The 24940-nt window shown below is 43.5% G+C and carries 44 protein-coding genes; 38 read left to right on the top strand and 6 right to left on the bottom strand.

Annotation, left to right across the window (positions count from 1 at the left end):
• The 33 genes from AC4IFT_RS21310 to AC4IFT_RS21150 all read left to right on the top strand — a co-directional run.
• Positions 1-87: EF-Tu C-terminal domain-related protein (locus AC4IFT_RS21310; RefSeq protein ID WP_445576139.1), on the top strand; the 87-nt coding region annotated here is incomplete at its 5' end.
• Between the two features lie 183 nt (positions 88-270).
• On the top strand, positions 271-471 hold the full coding sequence (bfd, locus tag AC4IFT_RS21305) for a bacterioferritin-associated ferredoxin (protein WP_490752665.1): 201 nt from the start codon (positions 271-273) through the stop codon (positions 469-471).
• 126 nt (positions 472-597) lie between these two features.
• The gene (gene bfr / locus AC4IFT_RS21300; RefSeq protein ID WP_206086911.1) at positions 598-1071 is read left to right on the top strand and encodes a bacterioferritin; all 474 of its coding nucleotides are present in this window, start codon (positions 598-600) and stop codon (positions 1069-1071) included.
• Positions 1072-1418: 347 nt separating this feature from the next.
• Positions 1419-1730 carry a 30S ribosomal protein S10 gene (gene rpsJ / locus AC4IFT_RS21295; protein ID WP_001181005.1) on the top strand — a complete coding sequence of 104 codons (312 nt, stop codon included), beginning with the start codon at positions 1419-1421 and terminating at the stop codon, positions 1728-1730.
• A 32-nt stretch (positions 1731-1762) separates the two neighbouring features.
• Positions 1763-2392, top strand: coding sequence for a 50S ribosomal protein L3 (gene rplC / locus AC4IFT_RS21290; protein WP_219245003.1), 630 nt, complete (start codon positions 1763-1765; stop codon positions 2390-2392).
• A gap of 16 nt (positions 2393-2408) precedes the next feature.
• Positions 2409-3014 carry a 50S ribosomal protein L4 gene (rplD, locus tag AC4IFT_RS21285; RefSeq protein WP_219245002.1) on the top strand — a complete coding sequence of 202 codons (606 nt, stop codon included), beginning with the start codon at positions 2409-2411 and terminating at the stop codon, positions 3012-3014.
• A complete protein-coding gene (gene rplW, locus AC4IFT_RS21280) occupies positions 3011-3313 on the top strand; it encodes a 50S ribosomal protein L23 (protein ID WP_219245001.1) in 303 nt (100 codons plus the stop codon). The genes rplD and rplW overlap by 4 nt, the downstream gene beginning before the upstream one ends.
• A gap of 19 nt (positions 3314-3332) precedes the next feature.
• On the top strand, positions 3333-4157 hold the full coding sequence (gene rplB, locus AC4IFT_RS21275; RefSeq protein ID WP_219245000.1) for a 50S ribosomal protein L2: 825 nt from the start codon (positions 3333-3335) through the stop codon (positions 4155-4157).
• Between the two features lie 14 nt (positions 4158-4171).
• Complete coding sequence (gene rpsS / locus AC4IFT_RS21270) at positions 4172-4450, top strand: 30S ribosomal protein S19 (RefSeq protein WP_004265426.1); 279 nt, start codon at positions 4172-4174, stop codon at positions 4448-4450.
• A gap of 15 nt (positions 4451-4465) precedes the next feature.
• Entirely contained in the window at positions 4466-4798 is a 333-nt protein-coding gene (gene rplV, locus AC4IFT_RS21265) for a 50S ribosomal protein L22 (protein ID WP_206086916.1), read from the top strand.
• A 17-nt stretch (positions 4799-4815) separates the two neighbouring features.
• Entirely contained in the window at positions 4816-5517 is a 702-nt protein-coding gene (gene rpsC, locus AC4IFT_RS21260; RefSeq protein WP_004907131.1) for a 30S ribosomal protein S3, read from the top strand.
• A gap of 12 nt (positions 5518-5529) precedes the next feature.
• The gene (gene rplP, locus AC4IFT_RS21255; protein WP_004265436.1) at positions 5530-5940 is read left to right on the top strand and encodes a 50S ribosomal protein L16; all 411 of its coding nucleotides are present in this window, start codon (positions 5530-5532) and stop codon (positions 5938-5940) included.
• Positions 5940-6131, top strand: a complete 192-nt coding sequence (rpmC, locus tag AC4IFT_RS21250) for a 50S ribosomal protein L29 (RefSeq protein ID WP_206086917.1) — start codon at positions 5940-5942, stop codon at positions 6129-6131. The genes rplP and rpmC overlap by 1 nt, the downstream gene beginning before the upstream one ends.
• Complete coding sequence (gene rpsQ, locus AC4IFT_RS21245; protein WP_042847566.1) at positions 6131-6385, top strand: 30S ribosomal protein S17; 255 nt, start codon at positions 6131-6133, stop codon at positions 6383-6385. The genes rpmC and rpsQ overlap by 1 nt, the downstream gene beginning before the upstream one ends.
• A 176-nt stretch (positions 6386-6561) precedes the next feature.
• A complete protein-coding gene (gene rplN / locus AC4IFT_RS21240; protein ID WP_004265449.1) occupies positions 6562-6933 on the top strand; it encodes a 50S ribosomal protein L14 in 372 nt (123 codons plus the stop codon).
• A gap of 10 nt (positions 6934-6943) precedes the next feature.
• Positions 6944-7258: a 50S ribosomal protein L24 gene (gene rplX, locus AC4IFT_RS21235; RefSeq protein WP_047756683.1), complete on the top strand. Its 315-nt coding sequence runs from the start codon at positions 6944-6946 to the stop codon at positions 7256-7258.
• Positions 7259-7273: 15 nt separating this feature from the next.
• The gene (gene rplE / locus AC4IFT_RS21230) at positions 7274-7813 is read left to right on the top strand and encodes a 50S ribosomal protein L5 (RefSeq protein ID WP_206086918.1); all 540 of its coding nucleotides are present in this window, start codon (positions 7274-7276) and stop codon (positions 7811-7813) included.
• A gap of 12 nt (positions 7814-7825) precedes the next feature.
• Positions 7826-8131 carry a 30S ribosomal protein S14 gene (gene rpsN, locus AC4IFT_RS21225; protein WP_004265458.1) on the top strand — a complete coding sequence of 102 codons (306 nt, stop codon included), beginning with the start codon at positions 7826-7828 and terminating at the stop codon, positions 8129-8131.
• Positions 8132-8160: 29 nt separating this feature from the next.
• Complete coding sequence (gene rpsH / locus AC4IFT_RS21220) at positions 8161-8553, top strand: 30S ribosomal protein S8 (RefSeq protein ID WP_042847562.1); 393 nt, start codon at positions 8161-8163, stop codon at positions 8551-8553.
• 14 nt (positions 8554-8567) lie between these two features.
• A complete protein-coding gene (gene rplF, locus AC4IFT_RS21215) occupies positions 8568-9101 on the top strand; it encodes a 50S ribosomal protein L6 (protein WP_490737180.1) in 534 nt (177 codons plus the stop codon).
• 9 nt (positions 9102-9110) lie between these two features.
• The gene (gene rplR / locus AC4IFT_RS21210) at positions 9111-9464 is read left to right on the top strand and encodes a 50S ribosomal protein L18 (protein WP_006657021.1); all 354 of its coding nucleotides are present in this window, start codon (positions 9111-9113) and stop codon (positions 9462-9464) included.
• Positions 9465-9478: 14 nt separating this feature from the next.
• Positions 9479-9979 (top strand): 30S ribosomal protein S5, encoded by a 501-nt coding sequence (gene rpsE / locus AC4IFT_RS21205; protein WP_006657022.1) that lies wholly within the window; start codon positions 9479-9481, stop codon positions 9977-9979.
• Between the two features lie 6 nt (positions 9980-9985).
• Entirely contained in the window at positions 9986-10165 is a 180-nt protein-coding gene (gene rpmD / locus AC4IFT_RS21200; protein WP_004265475.1) for a 50S ribosomal protein L30, read from the top strand.
• 3 nt (positions 10166-10168) lie between these two features.
• On the top strand, positions 10169-10603 hold the full coding sequence (gene rplO, locus AC4IFT_RS21195) for a 50S ribosomal protein L15 (protein ID WP_206086920.1): 435 nt from the start codon (positions 10169-10171) through the stop codon (positions 10601-10603).
• A 7-nt stretch (positions 10604-10610) separates the two neighbouring features.
• Positions 10611-11936, top strand: coding sequence for a preprotein translocase subunit SecY (gene secY, locus AC4IFT_RS21190; RefSeq protein ID WP_004265481.1), 1326 nt, complete (start codon positions 10611-10613; stop codon positions 11934-11936).
• 45 nt (positions 11937-11981) lie between these two features.
• Positions 11982-12098 (top strand): 50S ribosomal protein L36, encoded by a 117-nt coding sequence (gene rpmJ / locus AC4IFT_RS21185; RefSeq protein WP_006816323.1) that lies wholly within the window; start codon positions 11982-11984, stop codon positions 12096-12098.
• 145 nt (positions 12099-12243) lie between these two features.
• On the top strand, positions 12244-12600 hold the full coding sequence (gene rpsM, locus AC4IFT_RS21180; protein ID WP_004907144.1) for a 30S ribosomal protein S13: 357 nt from the start codon (positions 12244-12246) through the stop codon (positions 12598-12600).
• A 16-nt stretch (positions 12601-12616) separates the two neighbouring features.
• Entirely contained in the window at positions 12617-13006 is a 390-nt protein-coding gene (gene rpsK, locus AC4IFT_RS21175) for a 30S ribosomal protein S11 (RefSeq protein WP_004388621.1), read from the top strand.
• Between the two features lie 37 nt (positions 13007-13043).
• Positions 13044-13664 (top strand): 30S ribosomal protein S4, encoded by a 621-nt coding sequence (rpsD, locus tag AC4IFT_RS21170; protein WP_004265487.1) that lies wholly within the window; start codon positions 13044-13046, stop codon positions 13662-13664.
• A gap of 25 nt (positions 13665-13689) precedes the next feature.
• Entirely contained in the window at positions 13690-14679 is a 990-nt protein-coding gene (locus tag AC4IFT_RS21165; protein ID WP_008913899.1) for a DNA-directed RNA polymerase subunit alpha, read from the top strand.
• Positions 14680-14716: 37 nt separating this feature from the next.
• Entirely contained in the window at positions 14717-15103 is a 387-nt protein-coding gene (gene rplQ, locus AC4IFT_RS21160; protein ID WP_014657271.1) for a 50S ribosomal protein L17, read from the top strand.
• Between the two features lie 134 nt (positions 15104-15237).
• Positions 15238-15654 (top strand): Zn(2+)-responsive transcriptional regulator, encoded by a 417-nt coding sequence (gene zntR / locus AC4IFT_RS21155; protein ID WP_219249538.1) that lies wholly within the window; start codon positions 15238-15240, stop codon positions 15652-15654.
• 31 nt (positions 15655-15685) lie between these two features.
• Complete coding sequence (locus AC4IFT_RS21150) at positions 15686-15886, top strand: alternative ribosome-rescue factor A (RefSeq protein ID WP_490737183.1); 201 nt, start codon at positions 15686-15688, stop codon at positions 15884-15886.
• On the opposite strand, the gene mscL is transcribed toward AC4IFT_RS21150, so the two are convergent.
• From mscL to def, 5 genes are all read right to left on the bottom strand, one after another.
• Positions 15887-16297: a large-conductance mechanosensitive channel protein MscL gene (gene mscL / locus AC4IFT_RS21145; protein ID WP_206086924.1), complete on the bottom strand. Its 411-nt coding sequence runs from the start codon at positions 16295-16297 to the stop codon at positions 15887-15889. It abuts the gene before it with no gap.
• 110 nt (positions 16298-16407) lie between these two features.
• Positions 16408-17784, bottom strand: coding sequence for a Trk system potassium transporter TrkA (gene trkA, locus AC4IFT_RS21140; RefSeq protein WP_206086925.1), 1377 nt, complete (start codon positions 17782-17784; stop codon positions 16408-16410).
• Between the two features lie 33 nt (positions 17785-17817).
• Positions 17818-19104: a 16S rRNA (cytosine(967)-C(5))-methyltransferase RsmB gene (gene rsmB / locus AC4IFT_RS21135; protein ID WP_490752663.1), complete on the bottom strand. Its 1287-nt coding sequence runs from the start codon at positions 19102-19104 to the stop codon at positions 17818-17820.
• Positions 19105-19171: 67 nt separating this feature from the next.
• Positions 19172-20119, bottom strand: a complete 948-nt coding sequence (fmt, locus tag AC4IFT_RS21130; RefSeq protein WP_490752661.1) for a methionyl-tRNA formyltransferase — start codon at positions 20117-20119, stop codon at positions 19172-19174.
• A 28-nt stretch (positions 20120-20147) separates the two neighbouring features.
• A complete protein-coding gene (gene def / locus AC4IFT_RS21125) occupies positions 20148-20669 on the bottom strand; it encodes a peptide deformylase (RefSeq protein ID WP_490737189.1) in 522 nt (173 codons plus the stop codon).
• A gap of 132 nt (positions 20670-20801) precedes the next feature.
• Here def and dprA point away from each other — a divergent pair, with 132 nt between their 5' ends.
• From dprA to AC4IFT_RS21100, 5 genes are read left to right on the top strand one after another with little or no spacing between them, the layout of a single operon-like run.
• The gene (gene dprA, locus AC4IFT_RS21120; protein WP_490752659.1) at positions 20802-21893 is read left to right on the top strand and encodes a DNA-processing protein DprA; all 1092 of its coding nucleotides are present in this window, start codon (positions 20802-20804) and stop codon (positions 21891-21893) included.
• Between the two features lie 36 nt (positions 21894-21929).
• Positions 21930-22469, top strand: coding sequence for a DNA topoisomerase family protein (locus tag AC4IFT_RS21115; protein ID WP_490752657.1), 540 nt, complete (start codon positions 21930-21932; stop codon positions 22467-22469).
• A gap of 12 nt (positions 22470-22481) precedes the next feature.
• On the top strand, positions 22482-23051 hold the full coding sequence (tsaC, locus tag AC4IFT_RS21110; protein WP_490737195.1) for an L-threonylcarbamoyladenylate synthase type 1 TsaC: 570 nt from the start codon (positions 22482-22484) through the stop codon (positions 23049-23051).
• Between the two features lie 5 nt (positions 23052-23056).
• Positions 23057-23875 (top strand): shikimate dehydrogenase, encoded by an 819-nt coding sequence (aroE, locus tag AC4IFT_RS21105; protein ID WP_490752655.1) that lies wholly within the window; start codon positions 23057-23059, stop codon positions 23873-23875.
• A complete protein-coding gene (locus AC4IFT_RS21100) occupies positions 23872-24132 on the top strand; it encodes a DUF1488 family protein (RefSeq protein WP_490752653.1) in 261 nt (86 codons plus the stop codon). The genes aroE and AC4IFT_RS21100 overlap by 4 nt, the downstream gene beginning before the upstream one ends.
• On the opposite strand, the gene AC4IFT_RS21095 is transcribed toward AC4IFT_RS21100, so the two are convergent.
• Positions 24108-24653 carry a gamma carbonic anhydrase family protein gene (locus AC4IFT_RS21095; protein WP_490737201.1) on the bottom strand — a complete coding sequence of 182 codons (546 nt, stop codon included), beginning with the start codon at positions 24651-24653 and terminating at the stop codon, positions 24108-24110. The genes AC4IFT_RS21100 and AC4IFT_RS21095 overlap by 25 nt on opposite strands.
• Between the last annotated feature and the right edge of the window lie 287 nt (positions 24654-24940).

The following is a 24940-nucleotide window of genomic DNA, read 5'->3' as shown; positions in this document are numbered from 1 at the left end:
ATCGCGATGGACGACGGTTTACGTTTCGCAATCCGTGAAGGTGGCCGTACTGTAGGTGCGGGTGTTGTTGCAAAAATCATTGCATAATACATAGCATCACAAGTTTCAGAAAAGGCACCTTAATCGGTGCCTTTTTTTATATTTTAAATTTGAGATTTATCAGCGGAAGTAGAGAAATATTATTGTGGATGTAAAATAATCAAATGATAATTGAAATGGTAATCATTTTTATTTAAAATCATTAAAGGTTATATCGATGAGTAAATGACTATGTATGTGTGTCTCTGTGAAGCGATTACAGATAAGCAAATCAGAAATGCGGTAAGGAAATACCAAGTTAGCTCATTAAAAGGGTTGCGCCAAGTATTGCCTGTTGGCCGTGAATGTGGAAAGTGCATTCGGCAAACCAGAGAGATTTTGCAGCAAGAGCTCGTTCATCTAGAAGATATTTGCGTCATTGAAGTTGCATAATCACGATCCCTTCAAATTATCCCCCAGTTAATTTTGTTGCCTTTTGTATAAATGATTGTGTAAAAATTACTCTGCTAATCAATTTCAGTACTACACTTAAAGAACTGGAAGCGATGGAGGGTACAAATGAAAGGCGATAAAAAAATGATAGCCCACCTTAATAAATTGCTGGGCAATGAGCTAGTCGCAATTAACCAATATTTTTTACATGCACGTATGTTTAAAAATTGGGGACTTACACGCCTCAATGAGATGGAATATCATGAATCAATTGATGAAATGAAACATGCCGATAAATATATCGAGCGTATTCTTTTTCTTGAAGGTATTCCTAACTTACAAGACTTAGGCAAGCTAAATATTGGTGAAGACGTAGAAGAAATGCTTAAGTCAGATTTACAGCTTGAACTTGATGGTGCAAAAAACTTAAAAGAGGCAATTAAGTATGCAGACTCTATTCATGACTATGTTAGCCGAGATTTGATGATTGAAATCTTGGCCGATGAAGAAAATCATATTGATTGGATTGAAACACAGTTAGATTTAATTGTTCGTTTAGGTATTCAAAACTATCTGCAGGCCCAAGTTATCGAAGAGTAGGGTTGTAAGTTTCAATCTTATGTGAAATTTTTTTGGTTTTATATGAGCGCCTAATTTCTGACCTTATCAGAGTTGGGCGTTTTTTTGTTATAGCGCCAGAAAATTCGCACATATTTTCCCCGATTGCTTGCGTTTCACAATAATTTACGTATAATGCGCGGGCTTACTGATGAGTAAGCCCTGATTTATCAGGACTGAAATATCAGTATTGAGCCAACGATTTGTTGCTCATTTAGACAATACTCCCGATATGGGAGTTACACCAAGACGATTACACTCTCCCATCAATCGAAATGGGTACGAGGAGTAATCATTTACGTTTATAAAATAGTTGGAGCTCTGGTCTCATGCAGAACCAAAGAATCCGTATCCGCCTTAAAGCTTTTGATCATCGTTTAATCGATCAATCAACTGCGGAAATCGTAGAGACTGCTAAGCGCACTGGTGCGCAGGTACGTGGTCCTATCCCGCTGCCGACACGTAAAGAGCGTTTTACCGTTCTGATTTCTCCGCACGTTAATAAAGATGCGCGTGATCAGTACGAAATTCGCACTCACAAACGTCTGGTTGACATCGTTGAGCCAACCGAGAAGACCGTTGATGCTCTGATGCGTCTGGACCTGGCTGCCGGCGTTGACGTGCAGATCAGCCTGGGTTAATCAGGTCGTCGAACGATTGAGAGGTTGAAACAATGATTGGTTTAGTCGGTAAGAAAGTGGGAATGACTCGTATCTTCACTGAAGATGGCGTTTCTATCCCTGTAACTGTTATCGAAATTGAAAATAACCGCGTTACTCAGGTTAAAACTGCAGAAACCGACGGTTACAATGCAATTCAGGTTACTACTGGTAGCAAAAAAGCTAACCGTGTAACTAAACCTGAAGCAGGTCATTTCGCTAAAGCTGGCGTTGAAGCTGGCCGTATTCTGCGCGAATTCCGTACCGAAGAAGGTACTGAGTTTACTGCAGGTCAAAGCATTAGCGTTGAAATTTTCGCTGACGTTAAAAAAGTCGACGTTACTGGTACATCTAAAGGTAAAGGTTTTGCCGGCACAGTTAAGCGCTGGAATTTCCGTACTCAAGATGCTACTCACGGTAACTCCTTGTCACACCGTGTTCCGGGTTCTATCGGTCAAAACCAGACTCCGGGCAAAGTGTTCAAAGGCAAGAAAATGGCAGGCCAACTGGGTAATGAACGTGTAACTGTTCAAAGCTTAGATGTAGTACGTGTTGACGCTGAGCGCAACCTGCTGCTGGTCAAAGGTGCTGTTCCAGGAGCAACTGGTAGCAACCTGATCGTAAAACCGGCTGTCAAGGCTTAACGTCGAGGAGATAGGAATGGAATTGGTAATGAAAGACGCGCAAAGCGCGCTGACTGTTTCCGAAACTACCTTCGGGCGTGATTTCAATGAAGCGCTTGTTCACCAAGTAGTTGTTGCGTATGCAGCTGGTGCTCGTCAAGGTACTCGTGCTCAGAAAACTCGTGCTGAAGTTTCTGGTTCAGGTAAAAAACCATGGCGTCAAAAAGGCACAGGCCGTGCACGTTCTGGTTCAGTTAAGAGCCCAATCTGGCGCTCTGGTGGTGTTAGCTTCGCAGCTAAACCACAGGACCACAGTCAAAAAGTTAATAAAAAGATGTACCGTGGTGCTTTAAAAAGCATCCTCTCTGAGTTGGTACGTCAAGATCGTCTGATCGTTGTCGAACAGTTCTCTGTTGAAGCACCTAAAACTAAGTTGCTGGCACAGAAATTGAAAGATATGGCTCTGCAAGATGTTCTGATCATCACTGCTGAATTAGATGAAAATCTGTTCTTAGCAGCACGTAACCTGTACAAGGTTGACGTTCGTGATGCAGCAGGTATCGACCCAGTTAGCCTGATCGCTTTCGACAAAGTGGTTATGACTGCTGATGCTGTGAAGCAAGTTGAGGAGATGCTGGCATGATCCGTGAAGAACGTCTGCTGAAAGTACTGCGCGCGCCGCATGTATCTGAAAAAGCTTCTACAGCGATGGAAAAAAGCAATACCATCGTTCTCAAAGTTGCAAAAGACGCAACTAAAGCAGAAATCAAAGCTGCTGTACAGAAACTGTTTGAAGTTGAAGTTGAAGGTGTTAACACTTTGCTGGTTAAAGGCAAAACTAAACGCCACGGTCAGCGCTCTGGTCGTCGTAGTGACTGGAAAAAAGCTTACGTTACGCTGAAAGAAGGCCAGAATCTGGACTTCATTAGCGGCGCAGAGTAAGTCGGAGGAGTAAAGAACAATGGCAGTTGTTAAATGTAAACCTACGTCTCCGGGCCGTCGCCACGTAGTTAAAGTGGTTAACCCAGAGCTGCATAAGGGAAAACCTTATGCACCACTGTTAGAAAAAATGAGCAAGTCCGGTGGTCGTAACAACAATGGCCGTATCACTACCCGTCACATCGGTGGTGGCCACAAGCAGCATTATCGTTTAGTTGACTTTAAACGCAACAAAGACGGTATCCCTGCAGTTGTTGAACGTTTGGAATATGATCCAAACCGTTCTGCGAACATCGCACTGGTTTTATATAAAGACGGTGAACGTCGTTATATTCTTGCACCAAAAGGCCTGAAAGCTGGTGACCAGATTCAATCTGGTGTTGATTCAGCAATCAAAGCTGGTAATGCAATGCCAATGCGCAACATCCCTGTTGGTTCTACAGTTCATAATATCGAACTGAAACCAGGTAAAGGTGGTCAGTTAGCGCGTTCAGCAGGTACTTACGCTCAAATCGTTGCTCGTGATGGTGCTTATGTAACATTACGTCTGCGTTCTGGTGAAATGCGTAAAGTATTAGCAGATTGCCGTGCAACCTTAGGTGAAGTTGGTAACGCTGAACATATGTTACGTGTTCTCGGTAAAGCTGGTGCTAGCCGCTGGCGTGGTGTTCGTCCTACCGTTCGCGGTACTGCGATGAACCCAGTAGACCATCCACATGGTGGTGGTGAAGGCCGTAACTTTGGTAAACACCCAGTAACACCATGGGGCGTTCAGACCAAAGGTAAGAAAACTCGTAGCAACAAGCGTACTGATCAATTCATCGTACGTCATCGTTCTAAAAAATAATTAGAGGATAAGCCATGCCACGTTCTCTCAAGAAAGGTCCTTTCATTGACCTGCACTTGCTGAAGAAGGTAGAGAAAGCGGTGGAAAGCGGAGACAAGAAGCCTCTCAAGACTTGGTCCCGTCGTTCAACGATCTTTCCTAATATGATCGGATTGACCATCGCTGTCCATAATGGTCGTCAGCATGTTCCAGTTTTCGTAACCGACGAAATGGTTGGTCACAAACTGGGTGAATTCGCACCGACTCGCACTTATCGCGGCCATGCGGCAGATAAGAAAGCTAAGAAACGTTAAGGATAGGAGGAAGAGATGGAAACTTTAGCTATACATCGCCACGCTCGTTCTTCTGCCCAGAAGGTTCGCTTAGTCGCCGACCTGATTCGCGGTAAGAAAGTGTCGCAAGCTCTGGAAATTCTGACCTACACCAACAAGAAAGCTGCTGGTTTAGTGAAGAAAGTACTTGAATCTGCAATTGCTAACGCAGAGCAAAACGATGGCGCTGACATTGATGACCTGAAAGTTGCGAAAATTTTCGTAGACGATGGTCCAACTATGAAACGCATCATGCCGCGTGCGAAAGGCCGTGCAGATCGTATTCTTAAGCGCACCAGCCACATTACTGTGGTTGTGTCCGATCGCTGAGACTCTGGAGACTAGCAATGGGTCAGAAAGTACATCCTAATGGTATTCGCCTGGGTATTGTCAAACCTTGGAACTCTACTTGGTATGCGAATACTAATGAATTCGCTGACAACCTAGACAGCGATTTTAAAGTACGTCAGTACTTGAATAAAGAACTGGCAAAAGCGTCAATCTCTCGCATCGTTATCGAACGTCCTGCGAAAAGCATCCGTGTGACTATTCACACTGCTCGCCCAGGTATCGTTATCGGTAAGAAAGGTGAAGACGTTGAAAAACTGCGTAAAACAGTAGCGGATATCGCTGGTGTTCCTGCGCAAATCAATATCGCCGAAGTTCGTAAACCAGAACTAGACGCAAAATTAGTTGCTGACAGCATCTCTTCACAGCTGGAACGTCGTGTTATGTTCCGTCGTGCTATGAAGCGTGCAGTACAGAATGCAATGCGTCTGGGCGCTAAAGGTATCAAAGTTGAAGTCAGTGGCCGTTTAGGCGGTGCTGAAATCGCTCGTACCGAGTGGTATCGTGAAGGCCGTGTGCCACTGCACACATTACGTGCTGATATCGATTACAACACTTCAGAAGCGCACACCACATATGGTGTTCTCGGCGTTAAGGTATGGATCTTCAAAGGTGAGATTCTGGGTGGTATGGCTGCTGTTGAACAAGCTGAGAAACCAGCTGCTCAACCTAAAAAGCAGCAGCGTAAAGGCCGCAAGTAAGGAGAGTCGCTGATGTTACAACCAAAGCGTACAAAATTCCGTAAGGTGCACAAGGGCCGCAACCGTGGTCTAGCGCAAGGTACGGATGTTAGCTTCGGCACTTTCGGTCTTAAAGCTGTTGGCCGTGGTCGTCTGACTGCACGTCAGATCGAAGCGGCACGTCGTGCTATGACCCGTGCTATTAAGCGTCAAGGTAAAATCTGGATCCGTGTGTTCCCAGACAAACCAATCACTGAGAAACCACTCGAAGTTCGTATGGGTAAAGGTAAAGGTAACGTAGAATATTGGGTTGCCTTAATTCAGCCTGGAAAAGTCCTGTACGAAATGGACGGTGTGCCTGAAGAGCTGGCTCGTGAGGCATTCTCTCTGGCAGCAGCGAAACTGCCTATCAAAACCACCTTTGTAACTAAGACGGTGATGTAATGAAAGCACAAGAGCTGCGCGTAAAAAGCGTTGAAGAGCTGAATGCTGAACTGCTGAATCTGCTGCGTGAACAATTTAATTTACGTATGCAAGCTGCAAGCGGTCAGCTGCAACAGTCTCATCTGTTGAAACAAGTGCGTCGCGATATCGCACGTGTGAAGACTTTACTGACTGAGAAGGCAGGTGCGTAATGAGCGATAAAATCCGTACTCTGCAAGGTCGTGTAGTTAGCGATAAAATGGAGAAATCTATTGTTGTTGCTATCGAGCGTATGGTGAAACACCCTCTGTATGGTAAATTCATCCGTCGTACGACTAAATTGCACGTACATGACGAGAACAATGAATGTGGAATTGGTGACGTGGTAGAAATCCGCGAAACTCGTCCACTGTCTAAGACTAAGTCTTGGGCCTTAGTTCGCGTTGTAGAAAAAGCTGTTCTGTAATAGAATAGATTTTTCGTGATGAATAAACGGCTCTTTTTGACTGAGCCGTTTATTTTTTTCTGTCCATCGCGTTGATGTGGTGTTATAATGCCGCGCCCTCGTAGTATGGGTATATTTGAACGGCCTCTTCATAATGAGGTGGCTCAGTAGTAGTTGACATTTAGCGGAGCACTAAAATGATCCAAGAACAGACTATGCTGAACGTGGCCGACAACTCCGGTGCACGTCGCGTAATGTGTATCAAGGTTCTAGGTGGCTCGCACCGTCGCTATGCACATGTAGGCGACATCATTAAAATTACTGTTAAAGAAGCAATTCCACGCGGTAAAGTTAAAAAGGGTGATGTCCTGAAAGCGGTAGTGGTGCGCACCAAGAAGGGTGTACGTCGCCCTGACGGTTCTGTCATTCGCTTCGATGGTAATGCTTGTGTGTTATTAAACAATAACAGCGAGCAAGTAATCGGTACGCGTATTTTTGGGCCGGTAACTCGTGAACTTCGTAATGAGAAGTTTATGAAAATTATCTCTCTGGCACCTGAAGTACTCTAAGGAGCGAACTATGGCAGCGAAAATCCGTCGTGATGACGAAGTTATCGTGCTAACTGGTAAAGACAAAGGTAAGCGCGGTAAAGTAAAACAGGTTCTTTCTTCTGGTAAAGTTATCGTTGAAGGTATCAATCTGGTTAAAAAACATCAGAAGCCAGTCCCGGCTCTGAATCAACCAGGTGGCATCGTTGAAAAAGAAACGGCTATTCAAGTTTCTAACGTTGCAATCTTTAACGCGGCAACTGGTAAGGCAGACCGTGTAGGCTTTAGATTCGAAGACGGCAAAAAAGTCCGTTTCTTCAAATCTAACAGTGAAACTATCAAGTAATTTTTGGAGTATACGATGGCGAAACTGCATGATTACTATAAAGACGAAGTTGTTAATAAACTCATGACTGAGTTTAGTTACTCTTCTGTCATGCAAGTCCCTCGGGTCGAGAAGATCACCCTGAATATGGGTGTTGGTGAAGCGATTGCTGATAAAAAACTGCTGGATAACGCAGCAGCTGATTTAACAGCTATCTCTGGTCAAAAACCATTGATCACCAAAGCACGCAAATCTGTTGCAGGCTTCAAAATCCGTCAGGGCTATCCAATCGGCTGTAAAGTAACCCTGCGTGGCGAACGCATGTGGGAGTTCCTTGAGCGTCTGATTTCTATTGCTGTACCACGTATTCGTGACTTCCGTGGCTTGTCCGCTAAGTCTTTCGATGGTCGCGGTAACTACAGCATGGGTGTTCGTGAACAAATCATCTTCCCTGAAATCGATTACGATAAAGTGGATCGCGTACGTGGTTTAGATATTACTATCACCACTACTGCGAAATCAGATGACGAAGGTCGCGCACTGTTAGCAGCGTTCAACTTCCCGTTCCGCAAGTAAGGCAGGGTACTCATGGCTAAGAAATCTATGAAAGCGCGTGATGTTAAACGTGCTAAATTAGCTGAGAAGTTCTTCGCAAAACGCGTTGAATTAAAAGCTATCATCTCTGATGTTAAAGCATCTGATGAAGATCGCTGGGACGCTGTTCTCAAGCTGCAAACACTGCCACGTGATTCAAGTCCTTCTCGTCAGCGTAACCGCTGCCGTCAAACAGGGCGTCCGCACGGTTTCCTGCGGAAGTTTGGTCTGAGCCGTATTAAAGTCCGTGAAGCCGCTATGCGCGGTGAAATCCCGGGCCTTAAAAAGGCAAGTTGGTAATTCCATTTGAATCACGGGAGTAAAGACAGATGAGCATGCAAGATCCCATCGCGGATATGCTGACCCGTATCCGTAACGGTCAGGCCGCGAACAAAGTTGCGGTCACCATGCCTTCCTCCAAGCTGAAAGTGGCGATTGCCAAAGTGCTGAAGGAAGAAGGTTATATCGAAGATTTTAAAATTGAAGGCGACATCAAGCCAGAATTGGAACTGACTTTACGTTATTTCCAAGGTAAGGCTGTCGTAGAAAGCATTCAGCGTGTAAGCCGCCCAAGTCTGCGCATCTATAAGAAAAAAGATGAGCTGCCACAAGTTATGGCTGGCTTAGGTATCGCTGTTATTTCTACCTCTAAAGGTGTCATGACTGATCGTGCAGCTCGCCAAGCTGGTCTTGGTGGCGAGATTCTCTGCTACGTAGCTTAATTCGGGAGGAAAGAATGTCTCGTGTTGCAAAAGCACCCGTCGTCATTCCTGCCGGCGTAGAGGTAAAACTCAACGGTCAGGTTATTTCGATTAAGGGTAAAAACGGCGAGCTTACTCGTACTATCCATAATGCAGTTGAAGTTAAACATGAAGATGGCCATTTATCTTTCGGACCACGTGATGGTTTTGAAGATGCATGGGCACAAGCGGGTACAACTCGTTCACTGTGCAATGCAATGGTTGTTGGTGTTACCGATGGCTTCACTAAAAAGCTTCAACTGGTTGGTGTTGGTTACCGTGCAGCAATCAAAGGCAACGCTGTTAGCTTGTCTTTAGGTTTCTCGCATCCGGTTGAACACGCACTACCAGCAGGCATTACTGCTGAATGTCCAACACAAACTGAAATCGTACTGAAAGGTGCGGATAAGCAAGTGATTGGTCAAGTTGCAGCAGAACTGCGTGCTTACCGTCGTCCTGAGCCTTACAAAGGTAAAGGTGTTCGTTACGCCGATGAAATCGTGCGTACCAAAGAGGCTAAGAAGAAGTAAGGTAACACTATGGATAAGAAAGCAGCTCGTATCCGTCGTGCGACCCGCGCACGCCGTAAGATCCAAGAGTTGGGTGCGACTCGCCTGGTGGTACATCGTACTCCACGCCATATTTATGCGCAGGTTATCGCACCGAACGGTTCTGAAACATTGGTTGCAGCTTCTACTACAGAAAAAGCTATCAATGAACAAGTTAAGTTTACTGGAAACAAAGACGCAGCAGCAGCAGTTGGTAAATTAGTTGCTGAACGCGCACTGGAAAAAGGCATCACTGTTGTTGCTTTTGACCGTTCTGGTTTCCAATATCATGGTAGAGTCCAGGCACTGGCAGATGCTGCCCGTGAAGCTGGCCTTCAGTTCTAAGGTAGAGGTGTAAGATGTCTCACATCGAAAAACAAGCTGGCGAACTGCAGGAAAAGCTGATCGCGGTAAACCGCGTAGCAAAAACCGTTAAAGGTGGCCGTATTTTCAGCTTTACCGCACTGACAGTAGTTGGTGATGGTAACGGTCGCGTCGGTTTTGGCTACGGCAAAGCGCGCGAAGTTCCGGCAGCAATCCAGAAAGCGATGGAAAAAGCCCGTCGCAGTATGAAAACCGTTGCTCTTAACAACGGCACATTGTTCCACCCTGTGAAAGGTACGCACACTGGTTCTCGTGTGTTTATGCAACCTGCTCACGAAGGTACCGGTATCATTGCCGGTGGTGCAATGCGTGCAGTGTTAGAAGTAGCTGGAGTTCGCAACGTACTGGCTAAAACCTACGGTTCCACAAACCCAATCAACGTGGTTCGTGCAACACTGGATGCTTTAGACAGCATGAAGTCTCCAGAAATGGTCGCAGCTAAGCGTGGAAAATCCGTCGAAGAAATTCTGGGGTAATCGGCCATGGCTAAGACTATTAAAATTACACAAGTTCGCAGTTCAATCGGTCGTCTGCCTAAGCATAAGGCAACACTGGTCGGTTTAGGTCTGCGTCGCATTGGTCATACAGTAGAGCGTGAGGATACTCCTGCCGTTCGTGGTATGGTCAACTTGGTTTCCTACATGGTTAAAGTTGAGGAGTAAGAGATGCGTTTAAATACTCTGTCTCCGGCTGAAGGTGCCAAGCACGCGCCTAAACGCGTAGGTCGTGGTATCGGTTCTGGTCTGGGTAAAACCGGCGGCCGTGGTCACAAAGGTCAGAAATCTCGTTCTGGCGGTGGCGTACGTCGTGGTTTCGAAGGCGGCCAGATGCCTTTATACCGTCGTTTGCCGAAATTCGGCTTCACTTCACGTAAAGCAATGATCACTGCAGAGATTCGTCTGTCTGATTTTGCTGCTGTTGAAGGCGATGTTATTGATCTGAACGCACTGAAAGCCGCGAACGTTGTTGGCATCCAGATTGAATTTGCGAAAGTTATTCTGTCTGGCGAAGTGAACCGTGCAGTTACTGTACGTGGCCTTCGTGTTACTAAAGGTGCTCGCGCTGCAATCGAAGCTGCCGGCGGTAAAATTGAGGAATAAGTGACAGATGGCTAAACAACCAGGATTAGATTTTCAAAGTGCCAAAGGTGGAGCTGGCGAACTTAAACGCAGACTTTTGTTTGTAATTGGTGCGCTAATTGTTTTCCGAATTGGTTCTTTTATTCCAATCCCTGGTATTGATGCCACTGTGCTTGCCAAATTGCTCGAACAGCAACAAGGCACCATCATTGAAATGTTTAACATGTTCTCTGGTGGTGCTCTTAGCCGTGCTTCTATCTTTGCTTTGGGTATCATGCCGTATATTTCGGCATCGATTATTATCCAATTATTATCAGTGGTTAATCCACGATTAGCAGAGATCAAGAAGGAAGGAGAAGCAGGTCGTCGGAAGATAAGCCAATATACTCGCTGGGGTACTCTGGTATTAGCAATATTCCAATCTATTGGTATTGCAATGGGTCTACCGAATATGCCAGGGATGCAAGGATTAGTGATTGATCCGGGCCTCCCGTTCTACTTTACGGCAGTTGTTAGCTTAGTCACAGGAACTATGTTCCTGATGTGGTTAGGTGAACAGATAACTGAAAGAGGTATCGGTAACGGTATTTCAATCATTATCTTCGCTGGTATTGTTGCGGGATTACCGCCGGCCATTGGCCATACCATCGAGCAAGCTCGGCAAGGCGATCTGCACTTCCTCCTGTTGCTGTTGGTTGCGGTATTAGTATTCGCGGTAACTTTCTTTGTTGTGTTTATGGAGCGTGGTCAACGTCGTATCGTCGTTAATTACGCCAAACGTCAGCAAGGACGCCGTGTTTATGCAGCACAAAGTACGCATTTACCGTTAAAAGTGAATATGGCGGGTGTAATTCCTGCAATTTTTGCTTCCAGTATCATACTATTCCCGGGTACAATAGCATCTTGGTTTGGTGATGGAACTGGTTGGGACTGGCTAACTACAATTTCTATGTATTTACAGCCTGGTCAACCGTTGTATGTGTTACTTTATGCTTCTGCGATCATCTTCTTCTGTTTCTTCTATACGGCGTTGGTTTTCAACCCGAGAGAAACAGCAGATAACCTGAAGAAGTCCGGTGCATTTGTACCAGGAATTCGTCCGGGAGAGCAAACGGCCAAGTACATTGATAAGGTAATGACTCGTCTGACATTAGTTGGCGCGTTATACATCACCTTTATCTGCCTAATCCCGGAGTTCATGCGTGACGCAATGAAAGTACCTTTCTACTTTGGTGGTACTTCCCTCTTAATTGTGGTTGTCGTTATCATGGACTTTATGGCTCAAGTGCAAACTCTGATGATGTCAAGTCAGTATGAGTCTGCATTGAAGAAAGCAAACCTTAAAGGTAAATAGTCACTTAGTGTGATTATGGTTTGCTAGAAGTTACGGAGAGTAAAAATGAAAGTTCGTGCTTCCGTCAAGAAATTATGCCGTAACTGTAAAATTATCCGTCGCCATGGTAGCGTTCGTGTAATTTGCAGTGTTGAACCAAGACATAAACAACGTCAAGGTTAAGAAAAAGCATTTTTTTCTTGCAAAGTTGGGTTGAGCTGGCTAAATTAGCCAGCCAATCTTTTTTATCTAAGATACATTATTGTTTGAGTATCCTGAAAACGGGCTTTTCAGCACAGTAATGTATATTTTAACTTAGGAGTGCATAGTGGCCCGTATAGCAGGCATTAACATTCCTGATCATAAACATACCGTAATCGCTTTAACATCGATTTTCGGAATCGGCAAAACACGTTCACAGGCTATCTGTGAAGCAACTGGTATTGCTGAAAATGTTAAGATCAGTGAGCTGTCTGAAGAACAAATCGACAAGCTGCGTGACGAAGTTGCCAAGTATGTGGTAGAAGGTGACCTACGTCGTGAAATTACCCTGAGCATCAAGCGTCTGATGGACCTTGGATGTTACCGTGGTTTACGTCATCGTCGTGGTCTTCCTGTGCGCGGACAGCGTACTAAGACTAACGCTCGTACCCGCAAGGGTCCGCGTAAGCCGATCAAGAAATAAGTCGGGGTATTGAATAATGGCAAAGGCACCAGTTCGTGCACGTAAGCGTGTAAGAAAACAAGTCTCAGACGGTGTGGCTCATATCCATGCTTCTTTCAACAACACAATCGTTACAATTACTGACCGTCAGGGTAACGCATTAGGTTGGGCAACTGCCGGTGGTTCCGGTTTCCGTGGTTCTCGCAAATCAACTCCGTTCGCAGCTCAGGTTGCAGCAGAGCGTTGCGCAGAAGCTGTGAAAGAATACGGAATCAAAAACCTGGAAGTTATGGTTAAGGGACCGGGTCCGGGTCGCGAATCAACAATTCGTGCTCTGAACGCCGCTGGTTTCCGCATCACTAATATTACTGATGTGACTCCTATCCCTCATAACGGTTGTCGCCCACCGAAAAAACGTCGCGTTTAATACGTTTCGTTTTTTTTAGGACTGTTGGAGAAAGAAAATGGCTAGATATTTGGGTCCTAAGCTCAAGCTGAGCCGTCGCGAAGGAACAGACCTCTTTCTGAAGTCTGGTGTTCGCGCGATTGACACCAAGTGTAAATTAGAACAGGCACCAGGCCAGCACGGAGCGCGTAAACCGCGTCTGTCTGACTACGGTGTTCAGTTACGTGAAAAACAAAAAGTTCGTCGTATCTACGGTGTTCTGGAACGTCAATTCCGTAACTATTACAAAGAAGCAACACGCCTGAAAGGCAACACAGGTGAAAACCTGCTGACTCTGCTGGAAGGTCGTCTTGATAACGTCGTTTACCGTATGGGCTTTGGCGCAACTCGCGCAGAAGCACGTCAAATGGTTAGCCACAAAGCTATCATGGTAAATGGTCGTGTTGTTAATATCGCTTCTTATCAGGTTTCCCCGAATGACGTTATCAGCGTTCGTGAGAAAGCTAAAAAACAGTCTCGTATTAAGGCTGCTTTAGAGCTGGCTGAACAGCGTGAGAAGCCAACTTGGCTGGAAGTTGATGCTGCTAAAATGGAAGGTGTGTTCAAACGTATTCCTGAACGTACTGACTTGTCTGCGGACATTAACGAACACCTGATCGTCGAGCTTTACTCCAAGTAAAGCTTAGCACCAAAGAGAGGACACAATGCAGGGTTCTGTGACAGAGTTTCTAAAACCGCGCCTGGTAGATATCGAGCAAGTGAGTTCGACGCACGCTAAGGTGACCCTTGAGCCTTTAGAGCGTGGCTTTGGCCATACTCTTGGTAACGCACTGCGCCGTATTCTGCTTTCGTCTATGCCGGGTTGTGCGGTGACAGAGGTTGAGATTGATGGTGTACTGCACGAGTACAGCACCAAAGAAGGTGTACAGGAAGATATCCTGGAGATTCTCCTCAACCTGAAAGGGCTGGCGGTAAAAGTTCAGGGGAAAGATGAAGTTATTTTAACCTTGAATAAATCTGGCATTGGCCCTGTGACTGCAGCCGACATCGTCCATGATGGCGATGTCGAAATCGTCAAGCCACAGCACATCATCTGCCACCTGACTGACGAAAGCGCATCTATTAATATGCGTATTAAGGTTCAGCGTGGTCGTGGTTATGTGCCGGCTTCTGCCCGAGTTCATTCGGAAGAAGATGAGCGCCCAATCGGTCGTTTGTTAGTCGATGCTTGCTACAGCCCAGTAGAGCGTATTGCCTACAATGTTGAAGCAGCTCGTGTTGAGCAACGTACTGACTTGGATAAGTTAGTTATCGAAATGGAAACGAATGGTACAATCGATCCTGAAGAGGCGATTCGCCGTGCAGCGACCATTCTGGCTGAACAACTTGAAGCTTTTGTTGATTTACGTGATGTACGTCAACCAGAAGTTAAAGAAGAAAAACCAGAATTCGATCCTATCTTACTGCGCCCAGTTGACGATCTGGAATTGACTGTCCGCTCTGCTAACTGCCTCAAAGCAGAAGCTATCCACTACATCGGTGATCTGGTACAGCGTACAGAAGTTGAGTTGCTTAAAACGCCTAACCTTGGTAAGAAATCTCTTACTGAAATTAAGGACGTCTTGGCATCTCGTGGTCTTTCTCTGGGCATGCGCTTAGAAAATTGGCCACCAGCAAGTATTGCTGATGATTAAGATCACAGGTTAAGGTTTTACTGAGAAGGATAAGGTCATGCGCCATCGTAAGAGTGGTCGTCAATTGAACCGCAACAGCAGCCACCGCCAAGCTATGTTCCGTAACATGGCTGGTTCTTTAGTTCGTCATGAGATTATCAAGACGACTCTGCCTAAAGCGAAAGAACTGCGTCGCGTCGTTGAGCCGCTGATTACTCTTGCCAAGACCGACAGCGTAGCTAATCGTCGTCTGGCATTCGCACGTACTCGTGATAACGAGATCGTTGCAAAATTATTTAATGAACTGGGACCTCGTTTCGCAGCTCGTGCAGGTGGTTACACTCGTATTCTTAAGTGTGGCTTCCGTACAGGTGACAACGCTCCGATGGCTTACATCGAGCTTGTTGACCGTGCTGTTGAGTCTCAAGAAGCAGCTGCAGAGTAATCTACAGTCGCTTTCAAGAAAACCGGGTATATTTGCCCGGTTTTTTTGTACCTGCTATTCTTACCCTTCATGCATTTGTTCTCCCCTTGAATTTCCCACGATTAATTCATATCTATAGGTAAGGTAATATGAGCATGTATAAGATAGGTGAAATTGCTAAATTAGCGGATGTGACACCAGATACTATTCGTTTTTATGAAAAACAGGGGTTAATGGGACATAAAGTACGTACGGAAGGTGGCTATCGGCTTTTTACTGAGCAAGACCTTCAGCGGCTACGTTTTATTCGCTATGCAAAGCAACTAGGTTTTACTTTAGAAGCGATTGCTGAACTGTTGTCTATTCGTGTTGACCCAGAACATCATACTTGTCAGGAATCTAAACATATTGTAGATATCAGATTACTGGAAGTTGAAAAAAAGATCCAAGAGCTTATCATTATGCGTGATTCGCTGAAAATGTTAAGTTCTGCATGTTGTGGCGATGAGCATGCAACAACATACTGCTCTATTATGGAAATTTTAGAGCGAGGTGCATCTAAGGTTTATTAATATGATTAACTTAAATTAATGAAGGTATATTATGACTAAATATCAGCATAAACGTGGTGAGATAAAAAATAATGCAATTGAAGCATTACTTCATGACCCATTATTTCGACAACGTGTAGAAAAAAATAAAAAAGGAAAAGGAAGTTATACTAGAAAAGGAAAAAATAATAAGGCTGGTAACTGGGAGGCCAGTGGTAATAGGTTTATTTACTTATTACCACTGGCTTTTTAGTTATTTTTTATTCTGTTCTTTTAATAAATCACGAATTTCTGATAATAAAACTTCTTCAGTTGATGGCGGTGTTGGTTCAGCGGGTGCGGCTTCTTTTTCACGGCGTACTTTATTCATGACTTTAATAGCCATAAATATCGCAAAAGCGACAATAACAAAATCAAATACAGTTTGTATAAACATCCCATAATTAAGTACAACGGCTGGTAAGTCACCTTGTGCTTCTTTTAGAACTACACTGAATGATTTAAAGTCAACCCCACCAATAAGTAAACCTAATGGGGGCATGATGACATCAGCAACAAGAGAGGAAACAATTTTACCAAACGCAGCTCCGATAATAATACCGACAGCCATATCTACTACATTGCCTTTCATGGCAAATTCGCGAAAATCTTTTAAAAAACTCATCGACGACCCCTTAATAAGTAACTCAATTGAAACAAAATGTATGTTAGGTTAACAAATTATAGTCGCTAGATTTATTAAGCTGCAAATATTTACGCTCTTTTTTTATTATTTTATAAAAAGAATGGGCTGGGCTGGAATAATTTTTCTACGTCAGGAACATACTTTTTATCTGTAATAAACATTATAACGTGGTCACCTTGTTCAATAATATGATAATCGCTAGCAATAATAACTTCCTCTTCTCGAACTATTGCTCCAATTATTGTTCCTGGAGGAAGTTTAATTTCGGATATTTTTTTGCCAACCACTTTTGAGGTATTTTCATCACCATGTGCAATGGCTTCAATCGCCTCAGCGACCCCCCTCCTTAGAGAAGAAACGCTCACAATATCGGCTTTTCTTACATGACTTAATAAAGCAGAGATAGTGGCTTGTTGTGGGGAGACTGCAATATCAATCACTCCCCCTTGAACAAGTTCGACATAAGCGGAACGTTGAATAAGCACCATGGCTTTTTTTGCCCCCATTTTTTTCGCTAACATGGCAGACATAATATTTGCTTCATCGTCATTTGTGAGGGCGATAAACACATCCATTTGTTCAATATGTTCTTCAGTGAGTAGCTCTTGATCAGAAGCATCGCCATAAAATACAATAGTGTCATGTAATAACTGAGCTAATTCGGTTGCACGTTGTTGGTTTCGCTCGATAAGCTTAACGCTATAATCCTTTTCTAGTCGACGTGCTAGACCTGCGCCAACATTACCCCCGCCCACAATCATCAAACGTTTGTAGGGTTTTTCTAGTCTTTGCAGCTCACTCATTACGGCGCGGATATGTTGTGTTGAAGCGACAAAGAAAACTTCATCACCCGCTTCAATAACTGTTGAACCTTGAGGGCGAATAGGGCGATCTTGTCGAAATATCGCAACAACTCGCGTATCGATATGTGGCATGTGTTCACGTAAGCTAGATAAAGCATTCCCTACCAGTGAACCACCATAGTAAGCTTTTACAGCAACAATACTGACTTTACCTTCCGCAAAATTAACCACCTGAAGAGCGCCAGGATATTGAATCAGTTTATAGATATAGTCGATGACCAACTGCTCAGGTGATATCAGGTAGTCAATTGGGATCTGCTCTGGAAGAAATAGCTTATCAGCCTCACGGATATATTCGGTAGCTCTGATCCGCGCAATTTTATTCGGCGTATTAAATAGGCTATATGCAATTTGGCAAGCAATCATATTTGTTTCGTCAGAGTTAGTGACTGCAACTAACATATCAGCATCTTCAGCCCCCGCATCACGAAGTACACGTGGATGGGAACCATGACCATTGACGACACGTAGATCGAATTGATCTTGCAGTTGACGCAGACGATCGCCATCTGTATCAACGACGGTAATATCATTGTTCTCATCAACTAAATTTTCAGCAAGTGTGCCACCGACTTGCCCAGCGCCTAGAATAATGATTTTCATTGCATATTCCTATATTAGGTAACTAACGACTTATTATTGTGCTTGTTTTATTAAACGTGCATAAAAGAAGCCATCACCGCCTTCGGCACTTGGCAATATTTGTAGCCCTGCCTCTGTTCCATCATTTAGACGTGCATCGGTATGTTTAGCAAGGAACTTTTGTATTTGTTGGTAGTTCTCTTCAGGCATGATAGAACAGGTTGCATACAATAAAGTACCACCTGTTTTTAGATAAGGCCAAACGGCCTCTAATATTTTTGCCTGTAATTCTGCCAGTTCATTGATATCAGAGTCACGACGTAGCCATTTTATGTCAGGATGGCGGCGGATAACCCCTGTCGCTGAACATGGCGCATCAAGTAAAATTCGATCAAACTGTTGTCCATCAGCCCATTTTTCGGGTTGTGTTCCATCCCCTTGAACTACGGTAGCATGCTGCTTAAGGCGAATTAAATTCTCTTTCACTCGTTTCAGGCGAGTTTCATCAATATCAACTGCAAGGACATTCGCTTTTGGCGCTAGCTCTAAAATATGTGTTGTTTTACCACCCGGTGCTGCGCATAAATCTAAAACATTTTCGCCGTTTTGCGGTTCAAGTAACTCCGCACACCCTTGAGCAGAGACATCTTGTACTGTTGACCAGCCATCCTCGAAGCCTGGCAGCTTTGTTACTGCGGTAGGTTCTTCTAAACGGATAGCACTAGGATGAGTTGGGTGCAAATGTGCTGTTATCTCCACTTGTTCCAATAAACCAAGATATTGCTCAGCAGTATGATGTAGAGAATTTACTCTCAGCCACATAGGTGGTCGCTGGTTATTCGCTTCGACAATAGCTTGCCATTCATTAGGATATGCAGTTTGTAAACGCTTAAGTAACCAACTTGGGTGCAAGTACTGGCTGTTATTATTTGCGATCCGCTCTTCTAATTGAACCTGTTGGCGTTGAAAAGAACGTAAGACACCATTGATCAAGCCTTTTAGCTGTGGGCGTTTGAGTGCGACGGCACCATTTACGGTTTCAGCTAATGCAGCGTGAGCGGGGATACGTGTATAAAGCAACTGATAGATACCCACCATAATGAGATAGTGCAAGGTTCTCTGTTTACCAGTGAGTGGTTTTTCCATTAATTGGCTAATAAACCATTCAAGTTTTGGTAAATAGCGTAGGACACCAAAACAAATCTCTTGTAATAATGCTTTATCTTTGTCGTTAATATTACGTTGTAAATCAGGCAAAACGGTACTTAATGATTGCCCATTATCAATAACCTGATTAATTGCAGTCGCAGCGAGACTACGCAAATTGTATGTGTTTTTCATAAGTAAAGATGGGTCTTTTAGTTACTGAAATAAAACTGCCTGATATTTCAGGCAGTTTACAGATTCGTTAATCGAGAATTTGCTCTGGGGTAAACCATTCACGGCGAGAGTTTAGTATATCCTGCGCACTCATGGCTTTTTTGCCTGGCGGTTGTAACTGGGTAATATTTAATATGCCATTCCCCGTGGCAATGCATATCCCATTTTTATCTGCGCTAATTATTGTTCCGGGTTGTCTACCTTGCGAGTCATCAATCACTTCAGCTTGCCAAACCTTAATCAGTTGTTCCTGAACCATAAAATAGCTCATCGGCCACGGATTAAATGCACGAATACAACGTTCAATATGAGTTGCATCCTGTTGCCAATCAATACGAGCTTCTTCTTTAGAAAGTTTTTCTGCGTAATTAGCAAGAGTGTCATCTTGTTTTTCAGGAGTACATTGACCTGTGGACAACATATCAACCGTATGGATTAAAGCTTTAGGCCCAGTGATCGCCAGTTTATCATACAGAGTTGCGCTGGTATCATCTGCCATGATGGGACATACGGCTTTATATAGCATGTCTCCCGTATCTAACCCAGCATCCATCTGCATAATTGTCACCCCTGTTTCAGCGTCCCCCGCCCAAATCGAACGTTGAATTGGTGCGGCTCCGCGCCAACGAGGCAACAAAGAACCATGCACATTCAGGCAGCCTAAGCGAGGAATATCTAAAACAGCTTGTGGTAAAATCAACCCATATGCGACAACTATCATGAGGTCGGCATTTCTATCTTTGAGCCACTGCTGATTTTCAGCGTCTCTTAGAGATACCGGCTGAAAAACAGGGATGTCATGTTCTTGTGCCAAAACTTTTACAGGGCTTGGCGTCAGCTTTTTTCCTCTGCCCGCAGGTTTATCATGGCGAGTAAGAACGCCAACGATTTTGTGTTGGGTTCCAAGGAGTGCAGCTAAATGTTTTGCTGCAAAATCGGGTGTCCCCGCAAAGATAATTTTTAATGGTTCTGACACGTTAATTTCCCTGTTTCTATTTACTAAACTAGCTATTTTTTGCTTCTTTCGCTCTTAGCCTATCCAGCTTCTCAACTTTTTGGCGGATACGCTGACGTTTTAAAGGTGATAAGTAATCAACAAATAGCTTCCCAACAAGGTGGTCCATTTCATGTTGGATGCAAATAGCCAATAAGCCATCGGCTTCAAGTTCAAAAGACTCACCGTTATAGTCTAATGCACGAATTTTGACTTGCTCTGCGCGTGGAACAAACCCTTGCTGCTCAGGGATAGAGAGGCATCCCTCTTCAATACCAGTTTCACCTGATTTATCTAATAATTCAGGGTTGATAATCACTAAGCGTTGGTCACGTGTTTCAGACACATCGATAACAATGATCCGCTGGTGGATATCCACTTGCGTAGCAGCAAGCCCAATACCTTCTTCTTCATACATGGTATCGAACATATCATCTACAATGCGTTGAATTTGTGCATCAACTTTTTCGACTGGCTTAGCAATTGTGCGTAAGCGCTCGTCTGGATAATGTAATACGTTTAAGACTGACATAAATTTTTCGAGCGGTTTCCAAAAAGTGAATGGGAATTAATGCCTATTCTAGACATTTATCCGCCATATTGACAGTATTGGTTATGATTTGTTCACTGAAGAACGTATCCAATAATCAGTCAGGATGACGAAATGAATCTCCAAGAAATATGGTTAAGAACGTCTCTGGTAAGTCGGTTGTTGCCTGTTCATGCGGTAAACATGATCAATGAGCTAAAACAACTCAATAAAATCAGTAACCGAGCTTTGCAACACTGCGGTTTAAACGAAATGCAGAGATTACAATTTCTTAATGTGCCAAAGTACCGATTAGAAAAAGCACAGCAATGGTTGATGGATAAAAGTAATCAAATGGTTACCTTCATTGATCCTTCCTATCCATTTTTATTAAAGCAAATCCATCACCCACCGCTTTTGCTTTTTGTGGTGGGAAAAAAAGACATTCTTACAACGCCACAAATCGCTTTAGTTGGAAGCCGGCAAGCGAGTGAGTATGGACGGAAGTGGGCGACTGAGTTTGTTAAGGACTTTGTTCAATATGGCCTTTCTATTACCAGTGGGCTTGCTTTAGGCATAGACGGAATAAGTCATAAGGCTGCACTTGATAATAACGGCGCGACGGTTGCCGTTTTGGGGAGTGGTTTAGCCAATATTTATCCAAAACAACATGCTGCACTCGCTGAACAAATAAAAGAAAAAGGGGCGCTTGTATCAGAATATTGGCCAGATACGCCACCATTACCTAAACAATTTCCAAGGCGAAATAGAATCATTAGTGGGCTGAGTAAAGCGGTTGTTATAATAGAAGCTGGTATGAAAAGTGGTTCTTTAATTACAGCACGTTATGCTATTGAGCAAAACCGAGACCTTTTTACACTTCCAGCGCCTCTTGGCAATCCTGCGTTTGGTGGTAACCTTTGGTTATTACAGCAAGGCGCTTATTTATTGGTGGATGCTGAGGATATTTTACAGCACCTTGGGGATGGGCTAAATTGGGTGCAACCTGAACTTCCCATCGGTTCAAATATCGATGAAAGCCTACCAACAGCGCTTAATTTAAAAGAACAAAAGATATTGGATTTGGTGAGCTACCAAGTTACTTCGGTTGATGTTATTGCTGTACAAGCCCAAATTCCGATTACTCAAGTGATTTCAATATTAACCGAGATGGAAATTAACGGAATGATTAGTGCGTGTGCTGGTGGGTATATCAAATTAAACTAGCCATGGCTTATAGATTAAAGAAAAGTAAGAGAAAACATGTCAAAACAATTGCCTTTTGATACAGATAAAAACGAACATTGCCCAGAGTGCGATTCACTTTTGGTGATCCGTAATAGTACCCATGGGCCTTTTCTTGGGTGCTCCAGCTACCCAGAGTGTCACTATATGCGTCCATTGAGGCCGAGCATTGAGAGTCATATTGTCAAAGTTTTGGATGGACAGCATTGCCCTAAATGTGGGCATGAACTGGTATTAAAACAAGGTCGGTTTGGTATGTTCATTGGTTGCAGCCATTACCCAGAATGTGAACATATTGAACTCATAGATAAGCCAGATGAAACAAAAATTCCTTGCCCTCAATGCCAAAAAGGCAATTTACTCCAAAGAAAATCCCGTTTTGGGAAGACTTTTTATGCCTGTGATAATTACCCTAACTGTCAGTTTATCCTCAATAATAAGCCTATTGTTGGCAAATGTATGTTTTGTGAATACCCATTATTGATGGAAAAAAGGGGCGGACAGGGAGTAAGATTATTTTGTGCCAGCAAACGCTGCGCTAAGCAACAAGAAGAATAATGAGTTAAAACTATGTCAAATGAATCTACACCTGCAATTGAAAGTATTATCGTTTCGTTAAAACAAGAAAAAGTGATCGCCTATCCAACGGAAGCCGTTTTTGGTTTAGGTTGTGACCCTGATAGTGAAAAAGCGGTTCATCAACTTTTAGACCTTAAACAGCGCCCTTGGGAAAAAGGGTTGATTCTTATTGCTGATAATTATGAGCAATTAAAAGATTACATCGATGATGAACAATTAACGGAAGAACAAAAACAAGCAATGTTTGCGACATGGCCAGGGCCAGTAACATGGGTGATCCCAGCTAAAGCGGCAACACCTAAATGGCTAACTGGGCGGTTCGATACACTTGCCGTGAGAGTCACCGACCATGAACTTGTCAAAAAACTTTGTCGTCATTATGGTAAGCCATTGGTATCAACAAGTGCCAATTTAAGCGGGTTTGAGCCATGCAGAACTACTGAAGAGGTGATTGCTCAGTTTAATGACAGAGTGCCAGTCCTAGATGGTGCTGTAGGCGGCCGCCAAAACCCATCTGAAATTAGGGATGCCAAAACCGGCGAATTGTATCGAAAAGGGTAAAATTAATGGAAATGTTTGCAGTTTTTGGAAATCCGATTCAACACAGTAAATCTCCGTTTATACATAAAATGTTTGCAGAACAAACGGGGATTGCGCTTGAATATGAAAAAATTTTAGCACCAATAGAAAACTTTGAAGAATGTTTGGGTAGTTTTTTTTCACAAGGTGGAAAAGGTGCAAACATTACATTGCCATTTAAGGAACGAGCTTTTTTAGCTGTTACTGAGTTAACTGAGCGGGCTCAGACTTGTGGGGCGGTCAATACAGTGATGAAACTCGATGACAACCGCCTACTGGGTGATAACACTGATGGCATGGGGTTATTGCTAGACCTGCAACGTTTAGAGTTTGTGCATTCAAATAGCCGAGTATTAATCATCGGTGCTGGTGGTGCAACACGAGGTGCGTTACTACCGCTTTTAGAATTTGGTTGTGATATCACACTGACAAATAGAACGTTTTCTAAAGTCGAAACGTTAGTTAATGAATTCTCCTCATTAGGTAAAATTCGTGGAAATGCGATCGAGCAGATCAACTTAGCAAATTTTGATCTCATCATAAATGCAACATCATCAGGTGTTAGCGGAGACATTCCTGCAATTAACCCAAAGGTTTTTACAAAGGAAGTTGCTTGCTATGACATGTTTTATCAAGCGACATTAACGCCTTTCCTTGCGTTTGCGAGTCAGCATCGGGTGACAAAGATTGCTGATGGGCTTGGAATGTTAGTTGGGCAAGCTGCATTTTCGTTTAAATTGTGGCACGGCGTTCTTCCTGAAATTACACCTGTTTTATCTGCTTTATATAAGGAATTAAAAGGGTGAATCAATTGATCCAATTCCCTGATAGGGAAGAATGGGATGAATTATCAGAAGCCGTGCGTTTCCCTGTGCTAATTAGCGGTTTATTAGCGGAATGTACCATTTCACAAACTCTTTTATTTCAAAGATATGGAGAACAAGACGCGGCATTAGTACTCTTCCAACAAAATCGGTGGGATATAGAAGAAGAGTTCGAAGCCTTGATAGAACAAGGCTTCGATGATGAAAATGGAATTTACGTATTATCAGAAGATAAATAGTTATTTTTCCATTCAACATAATTATTAGCGGAATAGCGTAAATGAGTGAGTTCAGCATCGGTCAGTTTTCTAATGGCTTTTGCTGGGCTGCCTGTATACAAATAGCCAGATTCTAAACGTTTTCCTTGGGTAACTAGACTGTTCGCACCAATCACAACATCATCTTCTATTATAGCTCCATCAATTACGATAGAACCCATTCCGACTAGTACTCGATTACCAATAGTACAGCCATGAAGCATAACTTTGTGCCCAACCGTGACATCTTCACCAATGATTAGTGGGTTTCCTTGTGGATTGCTGGCGGATTTATGGGTCACATGTAAGACAGAGCCATCTTGAATATTCGTACGAGCGCCAATAGCAATATAGTTAACATCTCCACGTAAAACGCAAAGAGGCCAAATACTGACATCTTCGGCTAATCGTACATCGCCAATAACAACTGAAGATGGATCAATAAAGACTCGTGATTCAATTGAAGGGTAGATGTCTAAGTAAGGTCGTAAAGGTTTGTTCATATCAATGCCATAAAAATGAAAAGTAGAGAGTAGCAAGCTACTAATTGTTAGCTCATTACAAGTTAACGTACTAGATAAGTGAATTAAAGTAAGAATTATAGGTGTAAATCCGCTCTTTTTATAACCATAGTGAAGCTAAAAAAAGCAGAATGGCGATTTTATCCCCAAACGGTGTTTTTTTTTGAAAAAAAGGTTGTGTAATTCTGCGACCTCCCTATAATGCGCATCCGTTGTCACGGCAAACCGCTTCGGTGGTGAGGTTAGAAAAAGAAAGCCTTAAGCCAAAC

Source organism: Providencia sp. UF-183 (assembly GCF_058246155.1).
The sequence above is the reverse complement of the archived record's forward strand: the minus strand, read 5'-3'. Positions and strand labels throughout refer to the sequence as shown.

Coding starts and splice junctions, on each gene's coding strand:
- bfd (WP_490752665.1), top strand. CDS start 271: ATGTATGTGTGTCTCTGTGAAGCGATTACAGATAAGCAAATCAGAAAT.
- bfr (WP_206086911.1), top strand. CDS start 598: ATGAAAGGCGATAAAAAAATGATAGCCCACCTTAATAAATTGCTGGGC.
- rpsJ (WP_001181005.1), top strand. CDS start 1,419: ATGCAGAACCAAAGAATCCGTATCCGCCTTAAAGCTTTTGATCATCGT.
- rplC (WP_219245003.1), top strand. CDS start 1,763: ATGATTGGTTTAGTCGGTAAGAAAGTGGGAATGACTCGTATCTTCACT.
- rplD (WP_219245002.1), top strand. CDS start 2,409: ATGGAATTGGTAATGAAAGACGCGCAAAGCGCGCTGACTGTTTCCGAA.
- rplW (WP_219245001.1), top strand. CDS start 3,011: ATGATCCGTGAAGAACGTCTGCTGAAAGTACTGCGCGCGCCGCATGTA.
- rplB (WP_219245000.1), top strand. CDS start 3,333: ATGGCAGTTGTTAAATGTAAACCTACGTCTCCGGGCCGTCGCCACGTA.
- rpsS (WP_004265426.1), top strand. CDS start 4,172: ATGCCACGTTCTCTCAAGAAAGGTCCTTTCATTGACCTGCACTTGCTG.
- rplV (WP_206086916.1), top strand. CDS start 4,466: ATGGAAACTTTAGCTATACATCGCCACGCTCGTTCTTCTGCCCAGAAG.
- rpsC (WP_004907131.1), top strand. CDS start 4,816: ATGGGTCAGAAAGTACATCCTAATGGTATTCGCCTGGGTATTGTCAAA.
- rplP (WP_004265436.1), top strand. CDS start 5,530: ATGTTACAACCAAAGCGTACAAAATTCCGTAAGGTGCACAAGGGCCGC.
- rpmC (WP_206086917.1), top strand. CDS start 5,940: ATGAAAGCACAAGAGCTGCGCGTAAAAAGCGTTGAAGAGCTGAATGCT.
- rpsQ (WP_042847566.1), top strand. CDS start 6,131: ATGAGCGATAAAATCCGTACTCTGCAAGGTCGTGTAGTTAGCGATAAA.
- rplN (WP_004265449.1), top strand. CDS start 6,562: ATGATCCAAGAACAGACTATGCTGAACGTGGCCGACAACTCCGGTGCA.
- rplX (WP_047756683.1), top strand. CDS start 6,944: ATGGCAGCGAAAATCCGTCGTGATGACGAAGTTATCGTGCTAACTGGT.
- rplE (WP_206086918.1), top strand. CDS start 7,274: ATGGCGAAACTGCATGATTACTATAAAGACGAAGTTGTTAATAAACTC.
- rpsN (WP_004265458.1), top strand. CDS start 7,826: ATGGCTAAGAAATCTATGAAAGCGCGTGATGTTAAACGTGCTAAATTA.
- rpsH (WP_042847562.1), top strand. CDS start 8,161: ATGAGCATGCAAGATCCCATCGCGGATATGCTGACCCGTATCCGTAAC.
- rplF (WP_490737180.1), top strand. CDS start 8,568: ATGTCTCGTGTTGCAAAAGCACCCGTCGTCATTCCTGCCGGCGTAGAG.
- rplR (WP_006657021.1), top strand. CDS start 9,111: ATGGATAAGAAAGCAGCTCGTATCCGTCGTGCGACCCGCGCACGCCGT.
- rpsE (WP_006657022.1), top strand. CDS start 9,479: ATGTCTCACATCGAAAAACAAGCTGGCGAACTGCAGGAAAAGCTGATC.
- rpmD (WP_004265475.1), top strand. CDS start 9,986: ATGGCTAAGACTATTAAAATTACACAAGTTCGCAGTTCAATCGGTCGT.
- rplO (WP_206086920.1), top strand. CDS start 10,169: ATGCGTTTAAATACTCTGTCTCCGGCTGAAGGTGCCAAGCACGCGCCT.
- secY (WP_004265481.1), top strand. CDS start 10,611: ATGGCTAAACAACCAGGATTAGATTTTCAAAGTGCCAAAGGTGGAGCT.
- rpmJ (WP_006816323.1), top strand. CDS start 11,982: ATGAAAGTTCGTGCTTCCGTCAAGAAATTATGCCGTAACTGTAAAATT.
- rpsK (WP_004388621.1), top strand. CDS start 12,617: ATGGCAAAGGCACCAGTTCGTGCACGTAAGCGTGTAAGAAAACAAGTC.
- rpsD (WP_004265487.1), top strand. CDS start 13,044: ATGGCTAGATATTTGGGTCCTAAGCTCAAGCTGAGCCGTCGCGAAGGA.
- AC4IFT_RS21165 (WP_008913899.1), top strand. CDS start 13,690: ATGCAGGGTTCTGTGACAGAGTTTCTAAAACCGCGCCTGGTAGATATC.
- rplQ (WP_014657271.1), top strand. CDS start 14,717: ATGCGCCATCGTAAGAGTGGTCGTCAATTGAACCGCAACAGCAGCCAC.
- zntR (WP_219249538.1), top strand. CDS start 15,238: ATGTATAAGATAGGTGAAATTGCTAAATTAGCGGATGTGACACCAGAT.
- AC4IFT_RS21150 (WP_490737183.1), top strand. CDS start 15,686: ATGACTAAATATCAGCATAAACGTGGTGAGATAAAAAATAATGCAATT.
- mscL (WP_206086924.1), bottom strand. CDS start 16,297: ATGAGTTTTTTAAAAGATTTTCGCGAATTTGCCATGAAAGGCAATGTA.
- trkA (WP_206086925.1), bottom strand. CDS start 17,784: ATGAAAATCATTATTCTAGGCGCTGGGCAAGTCGGTGGCACACTTGCT.
- rsmB (WP_490752663.1), bottom strand. CDS start 19,104: ATGAAAAACACATACAATTTGCGTAGTCTCGCTGCGACTGCAATTAAT.
- def (WP_490737189.1), bottom strand. CDS start 20,669: ATGTCAGTCTTAAACGTATTACATTATCCAGACGAGCGCTTACGCACA.
- dprA (WP_490752659.1), top strand. CDS start 20,802: ATGAATCTCCAAGAAATATGGTTAAGAACGTCTCTGGTAAGTCGGTTG.
- AC4IFT_RS21115 (WP_490752657.1), top strand. CDS start 21,930: ATGTCAAAACAATTGCCTTTTGATACAGATAAAAACGAACATTGCCCA.
- tsaC (WP_490737195.1), top strand. CDS start 22,482: ATGTCAAATGAATCTACACCTGCAATTGAAAGTATTATCGTTTCGTTA.
- aroE (WP_490752655.1), top strand. CDS start 23,057: ATGGAAATGTTTGCAGTTTTTGGAAATCCGATTCAACACAGTAAATCT.
- AC4IFT_RS21095 (WP_490737201.1), bottom strand. CDS start 24,653: ATGAACAAACCTTTACGACCTTACTTAGACATCTACCCTTCAATTGAA.